The 20501-nt window shown below is 60.2% G+C and carries 14 protein-coding genes; 12 read left to right on the forward strand and 2 right to left on the reverse strand.

The features are described 5' to 3' along the window. Window positions 1-79: 79 nt before the first annotated feature. The 3 genes from CKW38_RS11105 to choV all read left to right on the forward strand — a co-directional run bounded on the left by CKW38_RS11105 (window position 80) and on the right by choV (window position 3111). Window positions 80-1024, forward strand: a complete 945-nt coding sequence (locus CKW38_RS11105) for a choline ABC transporter substrate-binding protein (RefSeq protein WP_007918300.1) — start codon at window positions 80-82, stop codon at window positions 1022-1024. A gap of 66 nt (window positions 1025-1090) precedes the next feature. Continuing rightward, a complete protein-coding gene (choW, locus tag CKW38_RS11110) occupies window positions 1091-1936 on the forward strand; it encodes a choline ABC transporter permease subunit (RefSeq protein ID WP_007918299.1) in 846 nt (281 codons plus the stop codon). Further along, a complete protein-coding gene (gene choV, locus CKW38_RS11115) occupies window positions 1933-3111 on the forward strand; it encodes a choline ABC transporter ATP-binding protein (RefSeq protein WP_095112760.1) in 1179 nt (392 codons plus the stop codon). The genes choW and choV overlap by 4 nt, the downstream gene beginning before the upstream one ends. 176 nt (window positions 3112-3287) lie before the next feature. Here choV and betT read toward each other — a convergent pair whose 3' ends face one another. Then, a complete protein-coding gene (betT, locus tag CKW38_RS11120; protein WP_007918294.1) occupies window positions 3288-5285 on the reverse strand; it encodes a choline BCCT transporter BetT in 1998 nt (665 codons plus the stop codon). 429 nt (window positions 5286-5714) lie between these two features. On the opposite strand from betT, the gene betI reads away from it, so the two are divergent. The 9 genes from betI to yccS all read left to right on the forward strand — a co-directional run bounded on the left by betI (window position 5715) and on the right by yccS (window position 19613). After that, window positions 5715-6308: a transcriptional regulator BetI gene (gene betI / locus CKW38_RS11125; protein WP_007918292.1), complete on the forward strand. Its 594-nt coding sequence runs from the start codon at window positions 5715-5717 to the stop codon at window positions 6306-6308. A gap of 88 nt (window positions 6309-6396) precedes the next feature. Beyond that, entirely contained in the window at window positions 6397-7869 is a 1473-nt protein-coding gene (betB, locus tag CKW38_RS11130) for a betaine-aldehyde dehydrogenase (RefSeq protein ID WP_095112761.1), read from the forward strand. A gap of 180 nt (window positions 7870-8049) precedes the next feature. Next, a complete protein-coding gene (gene betA / locus CKW38_RS11135; RefSeq protein WP_007913795.1) occupies window positions 8050-9753 on the forward strand; it encodes a choline dehydrogenase in 1704 nt (567 codons plus the stop codon). A gap of 283 nt (window positions 9754-10036) precedes the next feature. Further along, window positions 10037-11479: a TldD/PmbA family protein gene (locus tag CKW38_RS11140; protein ID WP_095112762.1), complete on the forward strand. Its 1443-nt coding sequence runs from the start codon at window positions 10037-10039 to the stop codon at window positions 11477-11479. Continuing rightward, window positions 11479-12816 (forward strand): TldD/PmbA family protein, encoded by a 1338-nt coding sequence (locus CKW38_RS11145; RefSeq protein WP_095112763.1) that lies wholly within the window; start codon window positions 11479-11481, stop codon window positions 12814-12816. The genes CKW38_RS11140 and CKW38_RS11145 overlap by 1 nt, the downstream gene beginning before the upstream one ends. Window positions 12817-12956: 140 nt before the next feature. Next, window positions 12957-14384 (forward strand): multidrug transporter subunit MdtD, encoded by a 1428-nt coding sequence (gene mdtD, locus CKW38_RS11150; protein WP_095112764.1) that lies wholly within the window; start codon window positions 12957-12959, stop codon window positions 14382-14384. A gap of 80 nt (window positions 14385-14464) precedes the next feature. Continuing rightward, the gene (gene dbpA / locus CKW38_RS11155; protein WP_064388129.1) at window positions 14465-15850 is read left to right on the forward strand and encodes an ATP-dependent RNA helicase DbpA; all 1386 of its coding nucleotides are present in this window, start codon (window positions 14465-14467) and stop codon (window positions 15848-15850) included. 137 nt (window positions 15851-15987) lie between these two features. Beyond that, the gene (locus CKW38_RS11160; protein ID WP_095112765.1) at window positions 15988-17166 is read left to right on the forward strand and encodes an NAD(P)/FAD-dependent oxidoreductase; all 1179 of its coding nucleotides are present in this window, start codon (window positions 15988-15990) and stop codon (window positions 17164-17166) included. A gap of 254 nt (window positions 17167-17420) precedes the next feature. Further along, on the forward strand, window positions 17421-19613 hold the full coding sequence (yccS, locus tag CKW38_RS11165; RefSeq protein ID WP_007913783.1) for a YccS family putative transporter: 2193 nt from the start codon (window positions 17421-17423) through the stop codon (window positions 19611-19613). A gap of 112 nt (window positions 19614-19725) precedes the next feature. On the opposite strand, the gene CKW38_RS11170 is transcribed toward yccS, so the two are convergent. After that, on the reverse strand, window positions 19726-20463 hold the full coding sequence (locus CKW38_RS11170) for an ABC transporter substrate-binding protein (RefSeq protein WP_007913782.1): 738 nt from the start codon (window positions 20461-20463) through the stop codon (window positions 19726-19728). Window positions 20464-20501 lie beyond the last annotated feature (38 nt).

A 20501-nucleotide genomic window follows, 5' to 3' on the forward strand; every position in this document is an offset into this window, starting at 1 on the left:
AACGCCATCCAACCGCAACCTATAAGTGCGGTGGTCCACAGTCGGAACACTGCCAAAAAAAACACCAAGGAGTCCATCCATGAAAGGTTCCCCGTCGTTGTTGTTGGCCGCCATGCTGAGTCTGCCGTTACTGGCGCAAGCTGCAGAACCGGCACAGTGCAGTACCGTTAACTTCTCTGATGTCGGCTGGACCGACATTACCGCCACCACCGCCACCACCTCCGTCGTGCTCAACGCCCTCGGCTACAAGACCAAGACCACCATGATCTCCGTGCCCGTGACCTACAAGTCGCTGGCCGACGGCAAGAACATGGACGTGTTCCTCGGTAACTGGATGCCGACCATGGAAAACGACATCAAGGCCTACCGCGACGCGGGCACCGTGGAAACCGTGCGCACCAACCTCAAGGGCGCCAAATACACCCTCGCCGTGCCGCAAGCCCTGTATGACAAAGGTCTGCATGACTTCGCCGACATCGCCAAATTCAAGAAAGAGCTCGACGGCAAGATCTACGGCATCGAGCCTGGCAACGACGGCAACCGTCTGATCCAGAGCATGATCGACAAGGACGCCTTCGGCCTGAAGACCGCCGGTTTCAAAGTCGTCGAATCATCGGAAGCGGGCATGCTCTCGCAGGTGGATCGCGCGCAAAAACGCGACACAGCGGTGGTCTTCCTCGGCTGGGCGCCGCACCCGATGAACAAGCGCTTCAAGATTCAATACCTGACCGGTGGCGATGATTTCTTCGGCCCCGATTTCGGTGCTGCGACCGTGGCGACCAATACCCGCAAGGGTTATGCCGAGGAATGCAGCAACGTCGGTCAGTTGCTGAAGAACCTGGAGTTCACCGTCGACATGGAAAGCGAACTGATGGGCAACATTCTCGACGACAAGATGAAGCCTGACGCGGCCGCCAAGGCCTGGCTGAAAAAGAATCCACAAGTGCTCGATACCTGGCTCGCTGGCGTGACCACCATTGACGGTAAACCTGGCCTGGAGGCCGTGAAAGCCAAGCTTCAGTAATCGCTTATGCCGGGCGGGTTCGCCCGCCCGGGCTGTTTATTTCCTTGCATGCGGACGTTCACTACCATGCTGATTGATCAGAAAATACCTTTAGGCCAGTACATCGCGGGCTTCGTTGAATGGTTGACGCAACACGGCGCCAACACCTTCGACGCAATCGCCGTGACCCTGGAAACGATGATCCACGGCGTGACGTTTGCGCTGACCTGGTTCAACCCACTGGTCTTGATTGGCCTGATCGCACTACTCGCTCACTTCATTCAGCGTAAATGGGGCCTGACCGCGTTCGTCATCGCCTCCTTCCTGCTGATCCTCAATCTGGGGTACTGGCAGGAGACCATGGAAACCCTCGCCCAGGTCATGTTCGCGACCCTGGTCTGCGTGGTCATCGGCGTGCCGCTGGGCATCGTCGCCGCGCACAAACCGATGTTCTACACGGTCATGCGTCCGGTACTCGATCTGATGCAGACCGTACCGACCTTCGTTTACCTCATTCCTACCCTGACCCTCTTCGGGCTGGGTGTGGTGCCAGGCCTGATCTCCACGGTGGTGTTCGCCATCGCTGCGCCGATCCGCCTGACCTACCTGGGCATCCGCGATGTCCCGCAAGAACTGATGGACGCCGGCAAGGCCTTTGGCTGCTCGCGTCGTCAACTGCTCTCACGGATCGAACTGCCTCACGCCATGCCGAGCATCGCAGCCGGCATCACCCAGTGCATCATGCTGTCGTTGTCGATGGTGGTGATCGCGGCACTGGTAGGCGCCGACGGACTCGGCAAACCGGTGGTCAACGCACTGAACACTGCTGATATCGCCCTGGGCTTCGAAGCGGGCCTGGCGATCGTACTGCTGGCGATCATGCTCGACCGTATCTGCAAACAACCCGACGCCAAAGTAGGGGGTGACGCATGAGCATAATTCGCTTCGAAGACGTCGACGTAATCTTCTCCAAAGATCCACGCGAGGCACTCAAGCTGCTCGATCAGGGCATGACCCGCAACGAGATCCTGAAGAAGACCGGCCAGATCGTCGGCGTGGAAAAAGCCTCGCTGGACATCAACAAAGGCGAAATCTGCGTGCTGATGGGCTTGTCGGGTTCCGGCAAGTCGAGCCTGCTGCGCTGCATCAACGGCCTCAACACCGTGAGCCGCGGCAAGCTGTTCGTCGAGCATGAAAACCGCCAGATCGACATCGCCTCCTGCACCCCGGCCGAGCTGAAAATGATGCGCACCAAACGCATCGCCATGGTGTTCCAGAAGTTCGCCCTGATGCCGTGGCTGACGGTGCGCGAGAACATCAGTTTCGGTCTGGAAATGCAGGGTCGTCCGGAGAAAGAACGCAAGAAACTCGTCGATGAAAAACTCGAACTGGTTGGCCTGACCCAATGGCGCAACAAGAAGCCGGACGAACTCTCCGGCGGCATGCAGCAGCGTGTCGGTCTGGCGCGGGCACTGGCGATGGACGCCGACATTCTGCTGATGGACGAACCGTTCTCGGCGCTCGACCCGCTGATCCGTCAGGGTCTGCAGGATGAACTGCTGGAACTGCAACGCAAGCTGAGCAAGACCATCGTGTTCGTGAGTCACGACCTCGACGAGGCGCTCAAATTGGGTAGCCGCATCGCGATCATGAAAGACGGCCGGATCATCCAGTACAGCGTGCCGGAAGAGATCGTGCTGAACCCGGCGGACGACTATGTGCGTACCTTCGTCGCACACACCAATCCGCTCAATGTGCTCTGCGGTCGCAGCCTGATGCGCACGCTGGACAAGTGCAAACGCATCAATGGTTCGGTGTGCCTGGATCCGGGTGGCGATTCGTGGCTGGACCTGGCCGAAGGCAACACCATCAAAGGCGCACGGCAAAATGGTTCGGTGCTGAACCTGCAGAACTGGGCACCGGGGCAAGCGGTGGAAGGCCTGGAACGCAAGCCGACACTGGTGGACTCGAACATCGGTATGCGTGACGCCTTGCAGATTCGTTATCAAACCGGCAACAAGTTGGTGCTGCACGATAACAATCATGTGGTGGGGATTCTGGGCGACAGCGAGCTGTATCACGCGTTGTTGGGCAAGAACCTGGGCTAATAACCCGGACACAAAAACGCCGCGAGAGGATCGCGGCGTTTTTGTTTGAAGATCAAAAGATCGCAGCCTTCGGCAGCTCCTACAGGGGAATGCGATCCATGTAGGAGCTGCCGAAGGCTGCGATCTTTTAAAGGAACAACGCGGTGCTTCAGACTGAAACACCGCGCACATGCGGTTTAGCTATACACCCGGCCAAGGAGCTGCCGATGGCTTTCAAACTGATCGAGCACATCCCGCGTGATCTGATCCTGCGTGAAGCCCATCAGGTCGTAATCCTGGCTGCCGTTGTGCAGATACACCTCCGCGCGGTAGTAACGCTGACGCGCTTCATCGGACTGCGCCGATTCAGTCGGGGTCGCCAGATAGCCGTCCAGGCTCACTTCGTAAACGAAAGGGTTGCCCTCTTCCATCTCGACGCGCACGCCCATGCAACGCTTGGATTTACCCAACAGCGTCTGCACTTCCAGCCCCTGTGCACGCATCTGCGCGGTGGCATCTTCCAGCGCCGGGCTGACCTGCTTGTCCATGAAACGCTGCACCACCGATTGGCTCGGTTGCAGGTCCAGTTGCGTCAGACGCTCGCTGAAACCACGACGACCGCGCTCCGCCAGTTGCGCTTGCTCCTGTTCGATCTGCACGTCCTGACGCATCGCCTTGTGCAGGCCGAACATGAAGAACACCAGCACCACCGAGAACGGCAGGCCAGCCAACACGACCATGGTTTGCATGGCTTCGAAGTTACCGGCAAACAGCAGACCGATGGTCACCAGGGTGATCACCACCGACCAGAAGATCCGCAGCCAGTGCGGCGCATCTTCATCGACGTTGCCGCCCTTGCAGGACAGATTCGCCATCATCACCGCGCCAGAGTCGGCCGGGGTCAGGAACAGTACGAAACCAACAAAGATCGACACACCGATGACGACTTTCGACGCCGGGTAGTGCTCAAGCAATTGATAAATCGCCATCGACGGCTGTTCCAGGGCCGTCTTGCCCAGCTCCACCGCGCCATGGTTCATCACCAGGTCCAGCGCCGAGTTACCGAAGATCGACAGCCAGGCCAGGGTAAAGCCCAGCGGAATCAACAGCACGCCAGCCACCAGCTCACGCACGGTACGACCACGGGAAATACGCGCGATGAACATGCCAACGAATGGCGCCCAGGAAATCCACCACGCCCAGTAGAACAGCGTCCACAGGCCCATCCAGCGCTCGGACTTGGCGTTATCGCCCTCGTACACATAAAGGTCGAAGGTTTTCAGCACGATGCCATTGAGGTAGTCACCGATGTTCTGCACGAAGCCGTTGAGCAGGTGCAGGGTCGGGCCGAACAGCAATACGAAAATCAGCAGACCACTGAACAGCACGATGTTCAGGTTGGACAGACGACGGATGCCGTTTTCCACGCCGGACACGGCAGCGATGGTCGCCACGGTGCTCATCACGATGATCACGATCAAAAGGTTAGTGTTGCTGTGTTCCATGCCGAACAGGTTTTCCAGCCCCGACGACACTTGCAGCGAACCAATCCCCAGGTTCGTCACCAGACCCAGCAGGGTCACGAACATGCCGAAGCCGTCCACCGCGTGACCGGCCGCACCCTTGACCCAACGCTCGCCGACCAGCGGATACAGCGCCGAACGCAGGGCCAGCGGCTGGTTATGCCGGTAAGCAAAGTACGCTACGGCCAGACCAACCAGTGCGTAGATCGCCCAGCCGTGCAGGCCCCAGTGCAAGAAAGTCAGCTGTACAGCCTGACGCGCGGCCATGTTGCTGGCCGATGTGCCTTCCGGCGGATTGAAGTAGTGATCCAGTGGCTCGGATGCGCCGAAATACAACAGCGAAATACCGATACCCGACGAGAACAGCATCCCCGCCCAGGCGCCGTAACTGAAATCCGGGGTGTCGTCCTTGCTGCCCAGTTTGAGTTTGCCGTACGAGGAAAACGCCAGGCCCACCACAAACACCAGGTAGGCGGCGATGACCACCATGTAGTACCAGCCGAAGCTGCGCGACAACCAGGCCTGAGCGATACCCAACAGTCTGCCGGCCTCTTGCGGGGCGATAATCAGAATGGCGGTCAACAAAAGAATCAGCGCGGTAGAGGTGTAAAACACCCAACCGTTGACCGTCACCTTCTCGGGCGGGGTCTTTATAAGCGAGGCAGAACTCATGGCACAAATGCTCCAGGCAGTGCGAGAGAAGAACACAAGGCAACACGGAACCCGACCAATCGGTTAGTTGGCAGCCGACCGGCGGGTGATATAAAGACATCCCGAAAAAAGCCCGAACCTGCCGAAATGGCGCTGCGAATCGCTTTCGTGGCCGAAGGTGGACGGACGTTCATCCGAAACCTGGCCGTGAGCGTCTTGCCCTTTCAACACGTCCATCGAATCGCGAACCGCGCCATGCCCCACGCAGGTTTCGAGCTGTTTCAGATGTCGGTTTTATCGCCACTTACACGTAGGAAAAATCTGTAGGCAGCGACGATTTGTCGCAGATCTTATTCTTTGTTGATTGAACGTTCAATCAAAACAAAATAGACTGGCCGTCAATCCGATAGGCGTCATTCGCCGCTCGGAAGGCCTAAGGAGATGTGCAAGATGCCCAAGGTCGGTATGCAACCCATCCGCCGCCAACAACTGATCGAAGCCACTTTGCAGGCGGTCGATCAGGTCGGAATGGGGGACGCCAGCATTGCGCTGATCGCCCGTTTGGCCGGTGTCTCGAATGGCATCATCAGTCATTACTTTCAGGACAAGAACGGCCTGATTGCCGCCACGATGCGGTATCTGATGACCGCCCTCAGCGAGAGCGTCACCGCGCGCCGTCAGGCGCTGGCAGATGACAGCCCACGGGCGCATCTGCAGGTGATCATCGAAGGCAACTTCGACGCCAGCCAGGTCAATGGCCCGGCAATGAAAACCTGGCTGGCCTTCTGGGCCACCAGCATGCACCAGCCGTCTTTGCACAGGTTGCAGCGGATCAACGATCACCGTCTGTATTCCAACCTGTGCTGCCAGTTCCGCCGTGTGCTGTCGCTCGAAGATGCGCGCAGCGCAGCACGAGGACTGGCAGCGTTGATTGACGGCTTGTGGTTGCGCGGCGCTTTGTCGGGAGACGCTTTCGACACGGCGCAGGCGCAACAGATCGCTTACGAATACATGGATTTCCAATTGGCCAAGAAGGTGAGCTAGAGCACACAGAAAACGCTCGGCCCCTGAACGCCACCGCAGCCTCACCGCGGTGGTCAACGCCAACCACCAATGCACTTGCGAGGACACTATGGCCCGTTTCGAACTGCAAAAACTTTACATCGATGGCGCGTACTCCGACGCCGGCAGCGATGCCACCTTCGAAGCCATCAACCCGGCTAACGGTGAAGTCCTCGCACTGGTGCAACGTGCGACCAAGGAAGACGTCGAGCGCGCCGTAGTCAGCGCTGAAAAGGGCCAGAAAATCTGGGCCGCGATGACCGCCATGGAGCGTTCGCGCATCCTGCGCCGCGCCGTCGACATCCTGCGCGAGCGCAACGATGAACTGGCTGCTCTGGAAACCCTGGACACCGGTAAAGCCTTCTCCGAAACCAAGTACGTCGACATCGTCACCGGCGCCGACGTGCTGGAATACTACGCAGGCCTGGTGCCCGCCATCGAAGGCGAGCAGATTCCACTGCGCGACACTTCGTTCGTCTACACCCGTCGCGAGCCGCTGGGCGTCGTGGCCGGTATCGGCGCGTGGAACTACCCGATCCAGATCGCGCTGTGGAAATCCGCTCCAGCCCTGGCCGCTGGTAACGCGATGATCTTCAAGCCAAGCGAAGTCACCTCGCTGACCACCCTGAAACTGGCCGAGATCTACACCGAAGCCGGCGTACCGAATGGTGTGTTCAACGTTCTGACCGGCAGCGGCCGTGAAGTCGGCACCTGGCTGACCGAGCACCCGCGCATCGAGAAAATCTCGTTCACTGGCGGCACCGACACCGGCAAAAAAGTAATGGCCAGCGCTTCGGCTTCGTCGCTCAAAGACGTGACCATGGAACTGGGTGGCAAATCCCCGCTGATCATCTGCGACGACGCCGACCTGGATCGCGCTGCCGACACCGCGATGATGGCCAACTTCTACAGCTCCGGTCAGGTCTGCACCAACGGCACTCGCGTGTTCGTTCCGGCGCACCTGAAAGCCGCGTTCGAAGCCAAGATCGTTGAACGCGTTGCACGCATCCGCGTTGGCAACCCGGAAGACGAAAACACCAACTTCGGCCCGCTGGTCAGCTTCGCGCACATGGAAAGCGTGTTGGGTTACATCGCCAAAGGTAAAGAGCAAGGCGCCCGCGTGCTGTGTGGCGGCGAGCGTCTGACCGACGGCGAATTCGCCAAAGGCGCATTCGTTGCTCCAACCGTGTTCACCGATTGCACCGACGACATGACCATCGTCCGTGAAGAAATCTTTGGCCCGGTGATGGCGATCCTCTCCTACGAAACCGAAGAAGAAGTGATCCGCCGCGCCAACGACACCGACTTCGGCCTGGCCGCTGGTATCGTCACCAAAGACCTGAACCGCGCGCACCGCGTGATTCATCAACTGGAAGCCGGTATCTGCTGGATCAACGCCTGGGGCGAGTCCGACGCAAAAATGCCGGTTGGCGGTTACAAGCAGTCGGGTGTCGGCCGTGAGAACGGCATCAGCTCGCTGAACAACTTCACCCGCATCAAATCGGTACAGGTCGAGCTGGGCGATTACGTTTCGGTGTTCTAAGACCCGAGATTTGCATTGCCCGCGAAGGCCTCTTCGCGGGCAAGCCCGCTCCCACAGGCTTGGAGTCGTCCATCCAATTTGTGGCAGCCCCCAATCCCTGTGGGAGCTGGCTTGCCAGCGATTCGAGTGCACAGCACTCGCCAAGGTCCGACCTGACCACTATCAAAGAGGGTGCATTCAATGTCCCAAGAATTCGATTACATCATCATCGGTGCCGGCTCGGCCGGTAACACCCTGGCGACCCGTCTGACTGAAGACGCCGGCGTCACCGTTCTGCTGCTCGAAGCAGGCGGCCCGGACTACCGTTTCGACTTCCGCACGCAAATGCCGGCTGCCCTGGCGTTCCCGCTGCAAGGTCGTCGTTACAACTGGGCGTACGAAACCGATCCAGAGCCACACATGGACGGTCGCCGGATGGAATGCGGTCGCGGCAAAGGCCTCGGCGGTTCCTCGTTGATCAACGGCATGTGCTACATCCGTGGTAACGCCATGGACTACGACGGCTGGGCAAAACTGCCAGGTCTGGAAGACTGGTCGTACCTCGACTGCCTGCCGTACTTCCGCAAAGCCGAAACCCGCGACATCGGCCCGAACGATTACCACGGTGGCGAAGGCCCGGTCAGCGTGACCACGCCGAAGGCGGGCAACAACCCGTTGTTCCACGCCATGGTTGAAGCTGGCGTACAAGCCGGTTACCCGCGCACCGAAGACTTGAACGGTTACCAGCAGGAAGGCTTCGGCCCGATGGACCGCACCGTGACGCCGAACGGCCGTCGTGCCTCCACCGCGCGTGGCTACCTCGACGTCGCCAAGAAGCGTTCGACCCTGACCATCGTCACTCACGCCCTGACCGACAAGATTCTGTTCGAAGGCAAGCGTGCCGTTGGCGTGCGTTACCTGGTTGGCGACGCCGAAGAGCGTGTCGAAGTCAAAGCGCGCAAAGAAGTGCTGCTGTGCTCCGGCGCCATCGCTTCGCCGCAGATTCTGCAGCGTTCCGGTGTCGGTCCTGCCGAACTGCTGAAGTCGCTCGACATTCCGGTCGTTCACGACCTGCCGGGCGTCGGTGAAAACCTGCAGGATCACCTTGAGCTGTACCTGCAATACGCCTGCACTCAGCCGGTTTCGCTGTACCCGTCGCTGCTCTGGTACAACCAGCCGGCCATCGGTGCCGAGTGGCTGTTCAACGGCACCGGCATCGGCGCCAGCAACCAGTTCGAAGCCGGCGGTTTCATCCGTTCGCGTCCGGAATTCGAATGGCCGAACATCCAGTACCACTTCCTGCCAGTGGCGATTAACTACAACGGCAGCAACGGTGTGAAAGAGCACGGTTTCCAGGCGCACATGGGTTCCATGCGCTCGCCAAGCCGTGGTCGCATCCAGGCCAAATCGAAAGACCCGCGCCAGCACCCGAGCATCCTGTTCAACTACATGGCTACCGAGCAGGACTGGCAGGAATTCCGCGACGGCATCCGCCTGACCCGTGAAATCATGCAGCAGCCGGCACTCGACGCTTTCCGTGGCCGCGAAATCAGCCCGGGCATCGAAGTGCAAACCGATGAGCAGCTGGACAAGTTCATCCGCGAGCACGCCGAAACCGCGTTCCACCCGTCCTGCTCGTGCAAGATGGGCACCGACGAGATGGCTGTGGTTGATGGCGAAGGTCGCGTGCACGGCATGCAGAGCCTGCGTGTGGTCGATGCCTCGATCATGCCGATCATCACCACCGGCAACCTCAACGCGCCGACGATCATGATCGCCGAGAAAATCGCCGACAAGATCCGTGGTCGCAAACCACTGCCGCGCAGCAATGCTGCTTACTACGTGGCGGGCGATGCGCCGGTGAAGGGCAAGCCGATGCGTGATATCACCCCGGCGGCTCAGTAAGACGTAATACCGCGTCACGGCTAATCGCTGGCAAGCCAGCTCCCACAGGGTTTTGCGTCGTTCACACATATTGTGTTCACCAAAAAACCTGTGGGAGCCTGGCTTGCCAGCGATGGGGCCCTCAGATTCAGCACAAATTCCCTCGCTGCACAGTAAATCCCCCTACACCCCCTCTTCACTTGATCCTACCCCCACGCAGGCCTACTCTAGACCTCGCGCAACCTTTTCACCCCTCCCCGCCGAGTAGCCTCACCCCGCTTCCCCCTGACAAGGAGGTTCCCGAATGTTCGATTTCCACCCCCAGCTCAAGCAGCGCTTCGCTGCCTTGCGCACGGGCGCTGAGTTCTTTTCCCTGCGATACGTACGCGAGTCCGGGCAGTACCTGTCGGTACGTAAAAACGTCGCCGAACCGCCGAGCCTGAGCCGCGACGAAGGCGCGATGCTCACCGTTCGGGTCAATGGTGTTGAGGCCTACGCGGCGACCAACGATCTGTCGCAACAAGGTCTGCAAGCCGCCCTCGAACGCGCCGAGCTGCAAGCCCGTCGGCTCAAGCCGCACGCCTTGCTCGACCTGCGCGATCAGCCAGTGTCCAGCGATCGCGCTGATTACTTTTCGCCCAATCTCGAACAACCCTTCCCGTCCCTGAGCGAATGCTTCGAGCTGCTCGGTGCGGAATCCGCCTCGGTGCCAAAGGATGAGCGCCTGGTGAATTGGCAGGTGAGCATTGGCATCACCCACGTCGAACAGATCTACCTGAGCAGCGCCGGGGCTGAATTGCGCCAGGCCCAGCGCTTCGTTTATCCAGGCCTCGACGTCACCGCTTACGACGGCAATGACAGCCAGACTCGCAGCCTCGGTCGCGAGAACTTCGGCCAACAGGGCGGCGCTGATGTGATCAGCCGTTGCGGTTTGATCGGCGCCGGTCCGCAAGTTGCCGATCAGGCCCTGCAACTGCTGCTTGCGCCGAACACCCCGCAAGGCCCGCGCGACCTGCTGTTGATGCCGGACCAGATGATGCTGCAGATCCACGAATCCATCGGCCACCCGCTGGAACTCGACCGCATCCTCGGCGACGAACGCAATTACGCCGGCACCAGTTTCGTCAAAGCCAGCGACTTCGGCAGCCTGCAATATGGTTCGAAACTGCTCAACGTGACCTTCGATCCAGGCATTCCCGAAGAACTGGCCAGCTATGGCCACGATGACGACGGCAGCAAGGCCAGCAAACAATTCCTGATCCGCGATGGCCTGTTGCTGCGTCCGCTGGGCGGGGCGCTGTCGCAGTTCCGCGCCGGTCTCGATGGCGTTGCCAACAGCCGCGCCTGCGGCTGGAACCGTGCGCCGATCGATCGCATGGCCAACCTTAATATCGAGCCGGGCGATCAGCCACTGAACAAACTGATCGAAGGCATCGAGAACGGCATTCTGATGAGCACCAACCGTTCTTGGTCGATCGACGATGCGCGCAACAAATTCCAGTTCGGCTGTGAATGGGGCCAGTTGATCGAAAACGGCGAACTCAAAGGCGTAGTAAAAAACCCGAACTACCGGGCGATTTCCGCGCACTTCTGGAAAAGCCTGCGCGCCGTCGGCGACGCCAACACCGTCAAGGTGCTGGGCACGCCGAACTGCGGCAAGGGCGAACCGAACCAGGTGATCCGCGTCGGCCACGCTTCGCCGGCCTGCGTATTCAGCAACGTTGATGTGTTTGGGGGAGACGCCTGATGAGCATTTCGAAGAGTCAGTCCGACGCCTTCAAGGTCATGGTCGAGTGGCTGCGCGACAGCGTGCGCGAGCCGGAACAATTCACCCTCAGCTTTGCCGCCGAATCCTCGGCGTTCGTGCGTTTCAATCACGCCAAGGTACGTCAGGCCGGACAAGTGCAGCAGGCCAATATCGTCCTGAAACTGATCAACGATGGTCGCCACGCCGACCTTCAGGTCACCCTGTCCGGTGATCAGGAAGGCGATCTGCAACGGCTTGCCGAAGGTCTGCAACAACTGCGCGAAACCCTGCCGTTGCTGCCGCAGGATCCGTATCTGTTGCTCAACCACCACGGCTGGCAGAGCCAGAACGTGCAGGAACATCCGCTGCCGGACACTGAACAGGTGGTCGATGAAATCTGTGCTGCCGCTGAGGGTCTGGACTTGGTTGGCTTCTATGCGGCCGGCCCGATCAGCCGTGGCTTCGCCAGTTCTTCGGGAGCGTTTGGCTGGCATCAGGCCAACAGCTTCAACTTCGATTTCAGCCTGTTCCACGAGAACGGTGAAGCGGTGAAAGCCAGCTACGCCGGGCATGACTGGAGCAGCGAAGGTTTCGCCAAGCGCTTTGCTCAGGCACGTGAGCAACTGGAGTTTCTCGGCCGCCCGCTACGCACCTTGGCGCCGGGGCAGTACCGTGCGTATCTGGCACCGGCGGCGCTGGAAGAAATCATGGGCATGCTGAGCTGGGGCGGTTTCTCGGCGCAGTCAATCGCGAGCAAGAGCAGCCCGTTGCAGAAGTTGTATGTCGGCGATCAGGCCTTCAGTCCGCTGCTGTCGCTGGATGAAAAAGTCAGTGAATCGCTGAGCCCGGCGTTTTCCGGCGAAGGTTATCCGCGCAGCGATCTGCGGCTGATCGTCGAAGGCAAAGCGGGCGATCAACTGGTCGGTTCGCGCAGCGCCGCCGAATATGGCCTGGCCGCCAACGGCGCCGGCGGCGGTGAAATGCCAAGTGCGTTGAACATGGCAGCGGGTGATCTGGCGCAAGCAGAGATCCTCAAGCAGTTGGGCACCGGGTTGTACATCAGCAACCTGTGGTACCTGAACTACTCGGATCAACCGGCCGCGCGCATGACTGGCATGACCCGTTTCGCGACCTTCTGGGTCGAGAACGGCGAGATTCAGGCGCCGGTCAGCACCATGCGCTTTGACGATAGCGCCTACAGCCTGCTCGGTTCGCAGCTGGAAGCGTTGACCGCCGAGCGCGAGTTGCTGCTGTCGGCGAGTACGTACAGCCAGCGCAATACCTCGTCGGCGTTACTGCCGGGGGCGCTGGTCAGCCGTTTAACCCTGACCCTCTGACGGTGATCGTTCCCACGCTCTGCGTGGGAATGCAGCCGGGGACGCTCTGCGTCCCAGCCAAAAGCGGACGCGGAGCGTCCGTTGAGGCATTCCCACGCGGAGCGTGGGAACGATCATTAACCCCAACGACAAGAGGTTCCATGCCCAACCGCCCGCCTCTCGACGCCATCACCGCCCGCTGGTTGCCGTGGGTCGTCGCCATCGCTTTCTTCATGCAGTCCCTCGACGGGACCATCCTCAACACCGCCCTGCCCGCCATGGCTCGCGATCTGGCCGAAGACCCCTTGCGCATGCAGGGCGTGATCATCGCCTACATGCTCACCGTGGCCTTGCTGATCCCGGCTTCGGGCTGGATCGCCGACCGCTTCGGCACCAAGAAAATCTTCTTCGGCGCGATCCTGCTGTTCAGCTTCGGCTCGCTGCTCTGCGCTTTGTCGAGCAGCCTGAGCATGCTGATTGGTGCCCGGGTCATTCAGGGTCTGGGCGGTGCGCTGATGCTGCCGGTCGGCCGACTGGTCGTGCTGCGCGCTTATCCACGATCCGAGCTGGTGCGGATCATGGGTTTCATCACCATCCCCGGCCTGCTCGGCCCGTTGATCGGCCCGACCATGGGCGGCTGGATGGTCGAATACCTGACGTGGCACTGGATCTTCCTGATCAACCTGCCGGTCGGCGTGATCGGCTGCTACGCGGTGTGGAAGTTCATTCCCGACCTGCGCGGCACTGAGCGTACGCGCTTCGATAGTCTGGGTTTTCTGTTGTTCGGCGCGGCGATGATCCTGATCACCATCGCCATGGAAGGCCTTGGCGAGCTGCACTTGCCGCACCTGCGCGTGATGTTGCTGTTGTTCGGTGGCATGGCCTGTCTGGCGGCGCACTGGTTGCGCGCCGGGCACATCGAAAACCCGCTGTTCGCACCGTCGCTGTTCAAGACCCGCACGTTTGCCGTCGGTATTCTTGGCAACCTGTTCGCGCGTTTGGGCAGCGGCGCGTTGCCGTTTCTGGTGCCGCTGCTGCTGCAAGTGGCGCTGGGTTATTCACCGTCGCAAGCGGGGATGAGCATGCTGCCGCTGGCGGCGGCGGCGATGATCGCCAAGTGGGTGGCGCGACCGCTGATTGAACGACTTGGTTATCGCATCGTCCTCACCGGCAACACGCTTGCGCTGGGGATCATGTTGGCGAGCATGGGCCTGGTCAGCGAGCAGACGCCGTACTGGCTGCTGCTGTGCCTGCTGGCGATTCTCGGCGCGATCAACTCGCTGCAATTTACCGCGATGAACACGGTGACGCTGATCGACCTCGACGACGCCAGCGCCAGCAGTGGCAACAGTTTGCTCTCGGTGGTGGCGCAGTTGTCGTTGAGTCTCGGGGTGGCATGCGCCGGTGCATTGCTCGGTGGGTTCACGGCAGAGGTCGGTAACGATGGCGTGGAAACCGTGCTCGGTGCCTTCCAGCTGACCTTCGTCACCGTCGGCATCATGGCGATGCTCGCGGCAACGATCTTCTCGCAGTTGTCGAAGGAAGACGGCCGGCGCGCCAAACGTCCGGAAGAACACATCGAACATTAAGCACTGTTCGTCCAGAACTTTCGAAGAAAGTGGCACGGGGCTGCTACACTGCGCGACATTTTGTTTTGCAGGCCAGTCCCGTGACCACCATCGCCACCGCTTTTAATACTCTGCCGCTGTCCGCCGCCATGCTGGCTAACCTCGAATCCCTCGGTTATGCCCAGATGACGCCGATCCAGGCGCAGAGCTTGCCGGTGATCCTCAAGGGGATGGACCTGATCGCCCAGGCCAAGACCGGCAGCGGCAAGACCGCCGCGTTCGGCATCGGCCTGCTCAACCCGATCAACCCGCGCTACTTCGGTTGCCAGGCACTGGTGATCTGCCCGACGCGTGAGCTGGCCGACCAGGTCGCCAAGGAAATCCGTCGTCTGGCCCGTGCCGAAGACAACATCAAGGTCCTGACCCTGTGCGGCGGCGTGTCGTTCGGCCCGCAGATTGCTTCGCTGGAGCACGGCGCGCACATCATCGTCGGCACCCCGGGGCGCATCCAGCAGCACCTGCGCAAGGGTTCGCTGGTCCTCGATGGCCTGAACACGCTGATCCTCGACGAAGCTGACCGCATGCTCGACATGGGTTTCTACGACGCCATCGAAGACATCATCATCAAGACCCCGGAGCGCCGTCAGACCCTGCTGTTCTCCGCGACTTACCCGGTGGGCATCAAGCAACTGGCGTCGAAGTTCATGCGTGATCCGCAAACGGTGAAAGCCGAAGCGTTCCACGATGACACGCAGATCGAGCAGCGTTTCTACGAGATTTCCCCGGAAGATCGCATGGGCGTGGTGACGAAAGTCCTGCACCACTTCCGTCCGGCGTCGTGCGTGGCGTTCTGCTTCACCAAGCAGCAGGTTCAGGAAACCGTTGATCACCTGACCGCCAAAGGCATTTCCGCCGTCGGCCTGCACGGCGATCTGGAACAGCGTGATCGCGATCAGGTGCTGGCGATGTTCGCCAACCGCAGTACCTCGGTACTGGTCGCCACCGACGTCGCCGCCCGAGGTCTGGACATCGATGCGCTGGACATGGTGATCAACGTCGAACTGGCCCGCGATTCGGAAATCCACATTCACCGCGTTGGCCGCACCGGTCGCGCTGGCGAGAAAGGCATCGCGATCAGCCTGGTTGCTCCGGGCGAAGCGCACCGCGCGCAAGCCATTGAGCAGCTGCAGAAGTCGCCGCTGAACTGGGATCAGGTCGATAACCTCAAGTCCCAAGGCCTTGCCCCGCTGCAACCGCCGATGACCACGCTGTGCATCGGCGCGGGCCGTAAAGACAAGGTTCGCCCGGGCGACATTCTGGGTGCTCTGACGGGTGATGCCGGTATTCCGGGTGCGCAGGTTGGCAAGATCGCGATTTTCGACTTCCAGGCTTATGTGGCTGTTGACCGCACCGTGGCCATGCAGGCCTTGCAGCGTTTGAACGACGGCAAGATCAAGGGCCGCTCGCTGCGCGTCCGCATCCTTTAAGAACAACGTAACTCCCCTGTAGGAGCTGCCGCAGGCCGCGATCTTTTGACTTTGTTTTTTAAGAGCAAGATCAAAAGATCGCAGCCTGCGGCAGCTCCTACAGTTCGTTTTGTGGTGATATTTCAGAGGACACCGTTTTGCGCTCTACCGAAGTCGTGATCATTGGCGCTGGCGCCGCTGGGTTGATGTGTGCACTGACCGCCGCCGGGCGTGGGCGTCAGGTGTTGCTGCTCGACCATGCGAACAAGGCTGGCAAGAAAATCCTGATGTCGGGTGGTGGCCGCTGCAATTTCACCAACATGTACACCGAGCCGAGCAATTTCCTCTCGCAAAATCCGCACTTCTGCAAATCCGCACTGGCGCGCTACACCCAGTGGGATTTCATCGGCATGGTCGGCAAACACGCCGTGCCGTACCACGAGAAGAAACTCGGTCAGCTGTTCTGCGATAACAAATCCAGCGACATCCTTGGCATGCTGCTGGACGAATGCGATCAGGCCGGCGTCGAGTTGCATCTGGACACGTCGATTCAGACCATCGAGAAAGTCGAGAACGGTTACCTGCTCGACACTACCCTCGGCCAGATCCAATGCCAGTCGCTGGTGATCGCCACCGGGGGTCTGTCGATCCCGACACTGGGCGCCACCGGTTTCGGTTATCAGGTCGCCAAGCAGTTCGGCCACGAGCTGCTGCCGACTCGCGCCGGTCTTGTGCCGTTCACCATCACCGATCAGCTCAAGGAATTGTGCACCGAGCTGTCCGGCACTTCGGTGGATTGTCTGGTCAGCTGCAACGACCAGAGCTTTCGCGAGAACATCCTGTTCACTCACCGAGGCCTCAGTGGTCCGGCGATTTTGCAGATCTCCTCGTTCTGGGAATCTGGCGATACGGTGGAGATCAACCTGCTGCCGGATCACGACGCCGCGAGCTGGCTGCAACAGCAAGTGGCCGAGCGCCCGAACAGTGAATTGAAAACTTTGCTGGGTGAGATTTTCACCAAGAAGATGGCCAATTTGCTGGCAGATAACTGGTTCGTGTCCAAGCCGATGAAGCAGTACACCCACGCAGAACTGGCGGAGATCGCCGAGAAGCTCGGCAGCTGGAAAGTCGTACCGGCGGGGACTGAGGGTTATCGCACGGCCGAAGTAACGCTCGGTGGCGTCGATACCCGCGAAGTGTCGTCGAAAACCATGGAATCGCTGAAAAGCCCCGGCCTGTACTTCATCGGCGAAGTCCTCGACGTCACCGGGCATCTGGGCGGCTTCAACTTCCAGTGGGCCTGGGCCTCGGGCTACGCCGCCGCGCAGTACGCTTAATTCAAAGCTAAATACAAAAACCTGTGGGAGCTGGCTTGCCAGCGATGAGGCCGGCAGATCCAACATCATTGTTGACTGTCATGCAGCCATCGCTGGCAAGCCAGCTCCCACAGGGTTCCGTGCCCAATTCAAGATTTAGTTCTACACAAGATCTCAAAGGAACACTTTTTGCTGTCAGATGTGATCGGCGCCATTGCGTCGGCGTCATTACTGGCTCAATTTAGCGGCATCGCCTCGGAAGGCCTTCGCACTTCATGTCCTCGACCTCGTTTCGTCAGTCTTTGCGGCGCCTGTGGGCGCTGGATAAATTCAGCTATAGCGTGCGGGTGTTCATCGCCCTGACCGGCAGCATGGCGCTGTGTTGGTATCAGGATGAAATGGGCCTGCTGATCCCGTTGTTCCTGGGGATTATCGCCAGCGCCCTGGCCGAGACCGACGACAGTTGGCAGGGCCGCCTCAACGCCCTCGCCGTGACACTGGTGTGCTTCAGCATCGCCGCACTGTCGGTGGAATTGCTCTTCCCCTACCCCATCGTGTTTGCCATTGCATTGGCGCTGGCCAGTTTCGGCCTGACCATGCTCGGGGCACTCGGCGAGCGTTATGGCGCGATTGCTTCGGCGACGTTGATTCTGTCCGTATACACAATGATCGGCGTTGATCAGCGCGGTGGCGCGGTCACCGATTTTTGGCACGAGCCGATGCTGCTGGTGGCCGGGGCGGCGTGGTACGGCTTGCTCTCGGTGCTGTGGCAGGCGCTGTTTTCCAACCAGCCGGTGCAACAAAGTCTGGCGCGATTATTCCGTGAGCTGGGCTTTTACCTGAAGCTGAAATCCTCGCTGTTCGAGCCGATCCGGCAAATGGATGTGGAAGCGCGGCGTCTGGAACTGGCCCAGCAGAACGGTCGCGTGGTGGCGGCGCTGAACAGTGCCAAGGAAATCATCCTGCACCGCGTCGGCAACGGCCGCCCCGGCTCGAAAGTCAGCCGCTACCTGAAGCTGTATTTCCTCGCGCAAGACATACACGAACGCGCCAGCTCCTCGCACTACCCGTACAACGCGCTGGCCGAAGCGTTCTTCCACAGCGACGTGCTGTTCCGCTGCCAACGCCTGTTGCGCCAGCAAGGCAAGGCCTGCCGCGCTCTGGCCGAATCGATCCAGATGCGCCAGCCATTTATTTATGACGCGAGTTTCGCCGAAGCCCTCAGCGACCTCGACGCCTCCCTCGAACACCTGCGCATCCAGAGCAATCCGGCCTGGCGCGGATTGCTGCGTTCGCTGCGCGCACTGGCGGCCAACCTCGGCACCCTCGATCGTTTGCTCAGCGACGCGAGCAACCCGGATGCCTTGGCCGATGCGACCGACAGCAGCCTGCTCGACCGTTCGCCGCGCAACCTCAAAGACGTCTGGGTGCGCCTGCGCACGCAACTGACGCCGACTTCTCTGTTGTTCCGTCATGCCCTGCGCCTGCCCTTGGCGCTGAGTATCGGCTACGGCATGGTGCACCTGATTCACCCGTCGCAAGGCTACTGGATCATCCTCACCACGCTGTTCGTCTGCCAGCCGAACTATGGCGCGACGCGGCGCAAACTCGGTCAGCGGATCCTTGGCACCGCTATCGGCCTGACCGTGGCGTGGGCGCTGTTCGATCTGTTCCCGAGTCCGTTGGTGCAGTCGTGCTTTGCCATCGCCGCCGGCGTGGTGTTCTTTACCAACCGCACCACCCGCTACACCCTGGCGACGGCGGCGATCACCATCATGGTGCTGTTCTGCTTCAACCAGGTCGGTGACGGTTACGGACTGTTCCTGCCACGCCTGTTCGATACGCTGCTGGGCAGCCTGATTGCCGGCCTGACGGTATTCCTGTTCCTGCCGGACTGGCAGGGTCGACGCCTGAATAAAGTGCTGGCCAACACCCTGACCTGCAACAGCATCTACCTGCGCCAGATCATGCAGCAATACGCCGCCGGCAAGAGCGACGACCTCGCCTATAGGCTGGCCCGACGTAACGCGCACAACGCCGATGCCGCGCTGTCGACGACGCTGGCAAACATGCTCATGGAGCCGGGGCATTTCCGTAAGGAAGCGGATGTCGGCTTCCGCTTTCTGGTGCTGTCGCACACGTTGTTGAGTTATCTGTCAGGGTTGGGCGCGCATCGCGAGACGCAGTTGCCGGCAGATGTGCGTGAGCAGTTGATTGATGGCGCCGGGGTGAAACTGGCGACGAGCATTGATGAAATCGCCCAAGGGCTGGCGAACAAGCAGCCGGTGGCGATTCAGAGTGACGAGGAAGAAGCGCTGGCCAATGAGCTGGAGCAGATGGCCGATGAGATCGATGAGGGGCAGCGGTTGGTGCAGACACAGTTGGCGTTGATCTGCCGGCAACTCGGACCGTTGCGGACGTTGGCGGCGCATCTGATCAAGGACACCTCAGAAATCAGCGGCGGTTGACAGGGCGTCATCGCGAGCAGGCTCACCCCTACAGGGGAACGCATTCCAAATTGTAGGAGTGAGCCTGCTCGCGATAGCGACATCTGCCACACAGAGGATTCTGGATCGACCCTCACATCCCATGCTGCCTCAACAACTTGTCATAACTGCCATCCGCCTTCATCGCCGCAATCGCCTTATCAAACCCTGCAACAATCTGCTCATGCTGCGGATTCTTCAGGCTCACCAGAATGTGCAGGCTGTTCTCACTCAACGGCTTGGGCAAAAATTCCACTGAATTGCGCACCTTGGCTGATTCGCGCGCCAGGTAATACTTCGCCACATACTCATCCTCCAGCGTCAACTTGACCCGATCCGCCGCGAGCATGCGCACGGCCATGGCGAAGTTATGCACAGGGACTTTCTGCAACGCCGTGTCGGCATCGAACGGCGCCGAATAGGCATAGCCGCGCACCACCGCAATCGGGTACGTGTGCAATTGCTGCAGATTGGAATAATCGAGTGGCGTGTCTTTGCGCTTGAGAAAGCGGATGCGGTTGAGCAGGTATTCCCCGGAAAACTCGCCCAGCTTGGTCCGCTCATCGTTGTACCAGGCGTTGACCAACACGTCGTAGCGGCCTTCGCCGACACCGAGCAGCGCCCGCGCCCAAGGCACCTGTTCGTAGCCGCTGGCATAACCGGCCCGGGCCAGGGCAGTCGTGACGATGTCGGTGGCCAGTCCGCCGTTGACCAGCGTGTCGTCGGTAAAGGGTGGCCAGATATCAAACACCAGCCGCAGCTTCTCCGCTGCAGCAGTCTGAGCCAGCAAGAGCAATCCGACCAAAGCAAAGGCTCGATGCAAACGCGGCATGCTTGAAAATCCTTAGCGGGCAGGTTGCCCAGCATGTT

The sequence above is a fragment of the Pseudomonas sp. Irchel 3H7 genome (genome assembly GCF_900187605.1).
In the GTDB taxonomy this organism is placed as follows: Bacteria; Pseudomonadota; Gammaproteobacteria; order Pseudomonadales; family Pseudomonadaceae; genus Aquipseudomonas.

Excerpts from the sequence above, each read along its gene's own strand:
- CKW38_RS11140 (WP_095112762.1), top strand. The coding sequence starts at position 10,037 with ATGTTCGATTTCCACCCCCAGCTCAAGCAGCGCTTCGCTGCCTTGCGC.
- betB (WP_095112761.1), top strand. The coding sequence starts at position 6,397 with ATGGCCCGTTTCGAACTGCAAAAACTTTACATCGATGGCGCGTACTCC.
- choW (WP_007918299.1), top strand. The coding sequence starts at position 1,091 with ATGCTGATTGATCAGAAAATACCTTTAGGCCAGTACATCGCGGGCTTC.
- betI (WP_007918292.1), top strand. The coding sequence starts at position 5,715 with ATGCCCAAGGTCGGTATGCAACCCATCCGCCGCCAACAACTGATCGAA.
- betT (WP_007918294.1), bottom strand. The coding sequence starts at position 5,285 with ATGAGTTCTGCCTCGCTTATAAAGACCCCGCCCGAGAAGGTGACGGTC.
- choV (WP_095112760.1), top strand. The coding sequence starts at position 1,933 with ATGAGCATAATTCGCTTCGAAGACGTCGACGTAATCTTCTCCAAAGAT.
- mdtD (WP_095112764.1), top strand. The coding sequence starts at position 12,957 with ATGCCCAACCGCCCGCCTCTCGACGCCATCACCGCCCGCTGGTTGCCG.
- yccS (WP_007913783.1), top strand. The coding sequence starts at position 17,421 with ATGTCCTCGACCTCGTTTCGTCAGTCTTTGCGGCGCCTGTGGGCGCTG.
- betA (WP_007913795.1), top strand. The coding sequence starts at position 8,050 with ATGTCCCAAGAATTCGATTACATCATCATCGGTGCCGGCTCGGCCGGT.
- CKW38_RS11105 (WP_007918300.1), top strand. The coding sequence starts at position 80 with ATGAAAGGTTCCCCGTCGTTGTTGTTGGCCGCCATGCTGAGTCTGCCG.
- CKW38_RS11170 (WP_007913782.1), bottom strand. The coding sequence starts at position 20,463 with ATGCCGCGTTTGCATCGAGCCTTTGCTTTGGTCGGATTGCTCTTGCTG.
- CKW38_RS11145 (WP_095112763.1), top strand. The coding sequence starts at position 11,479 with ATGAGCATTTCGAAGAGTCAGTCCGACGCCTTCAAGGTCATGGTCGAG.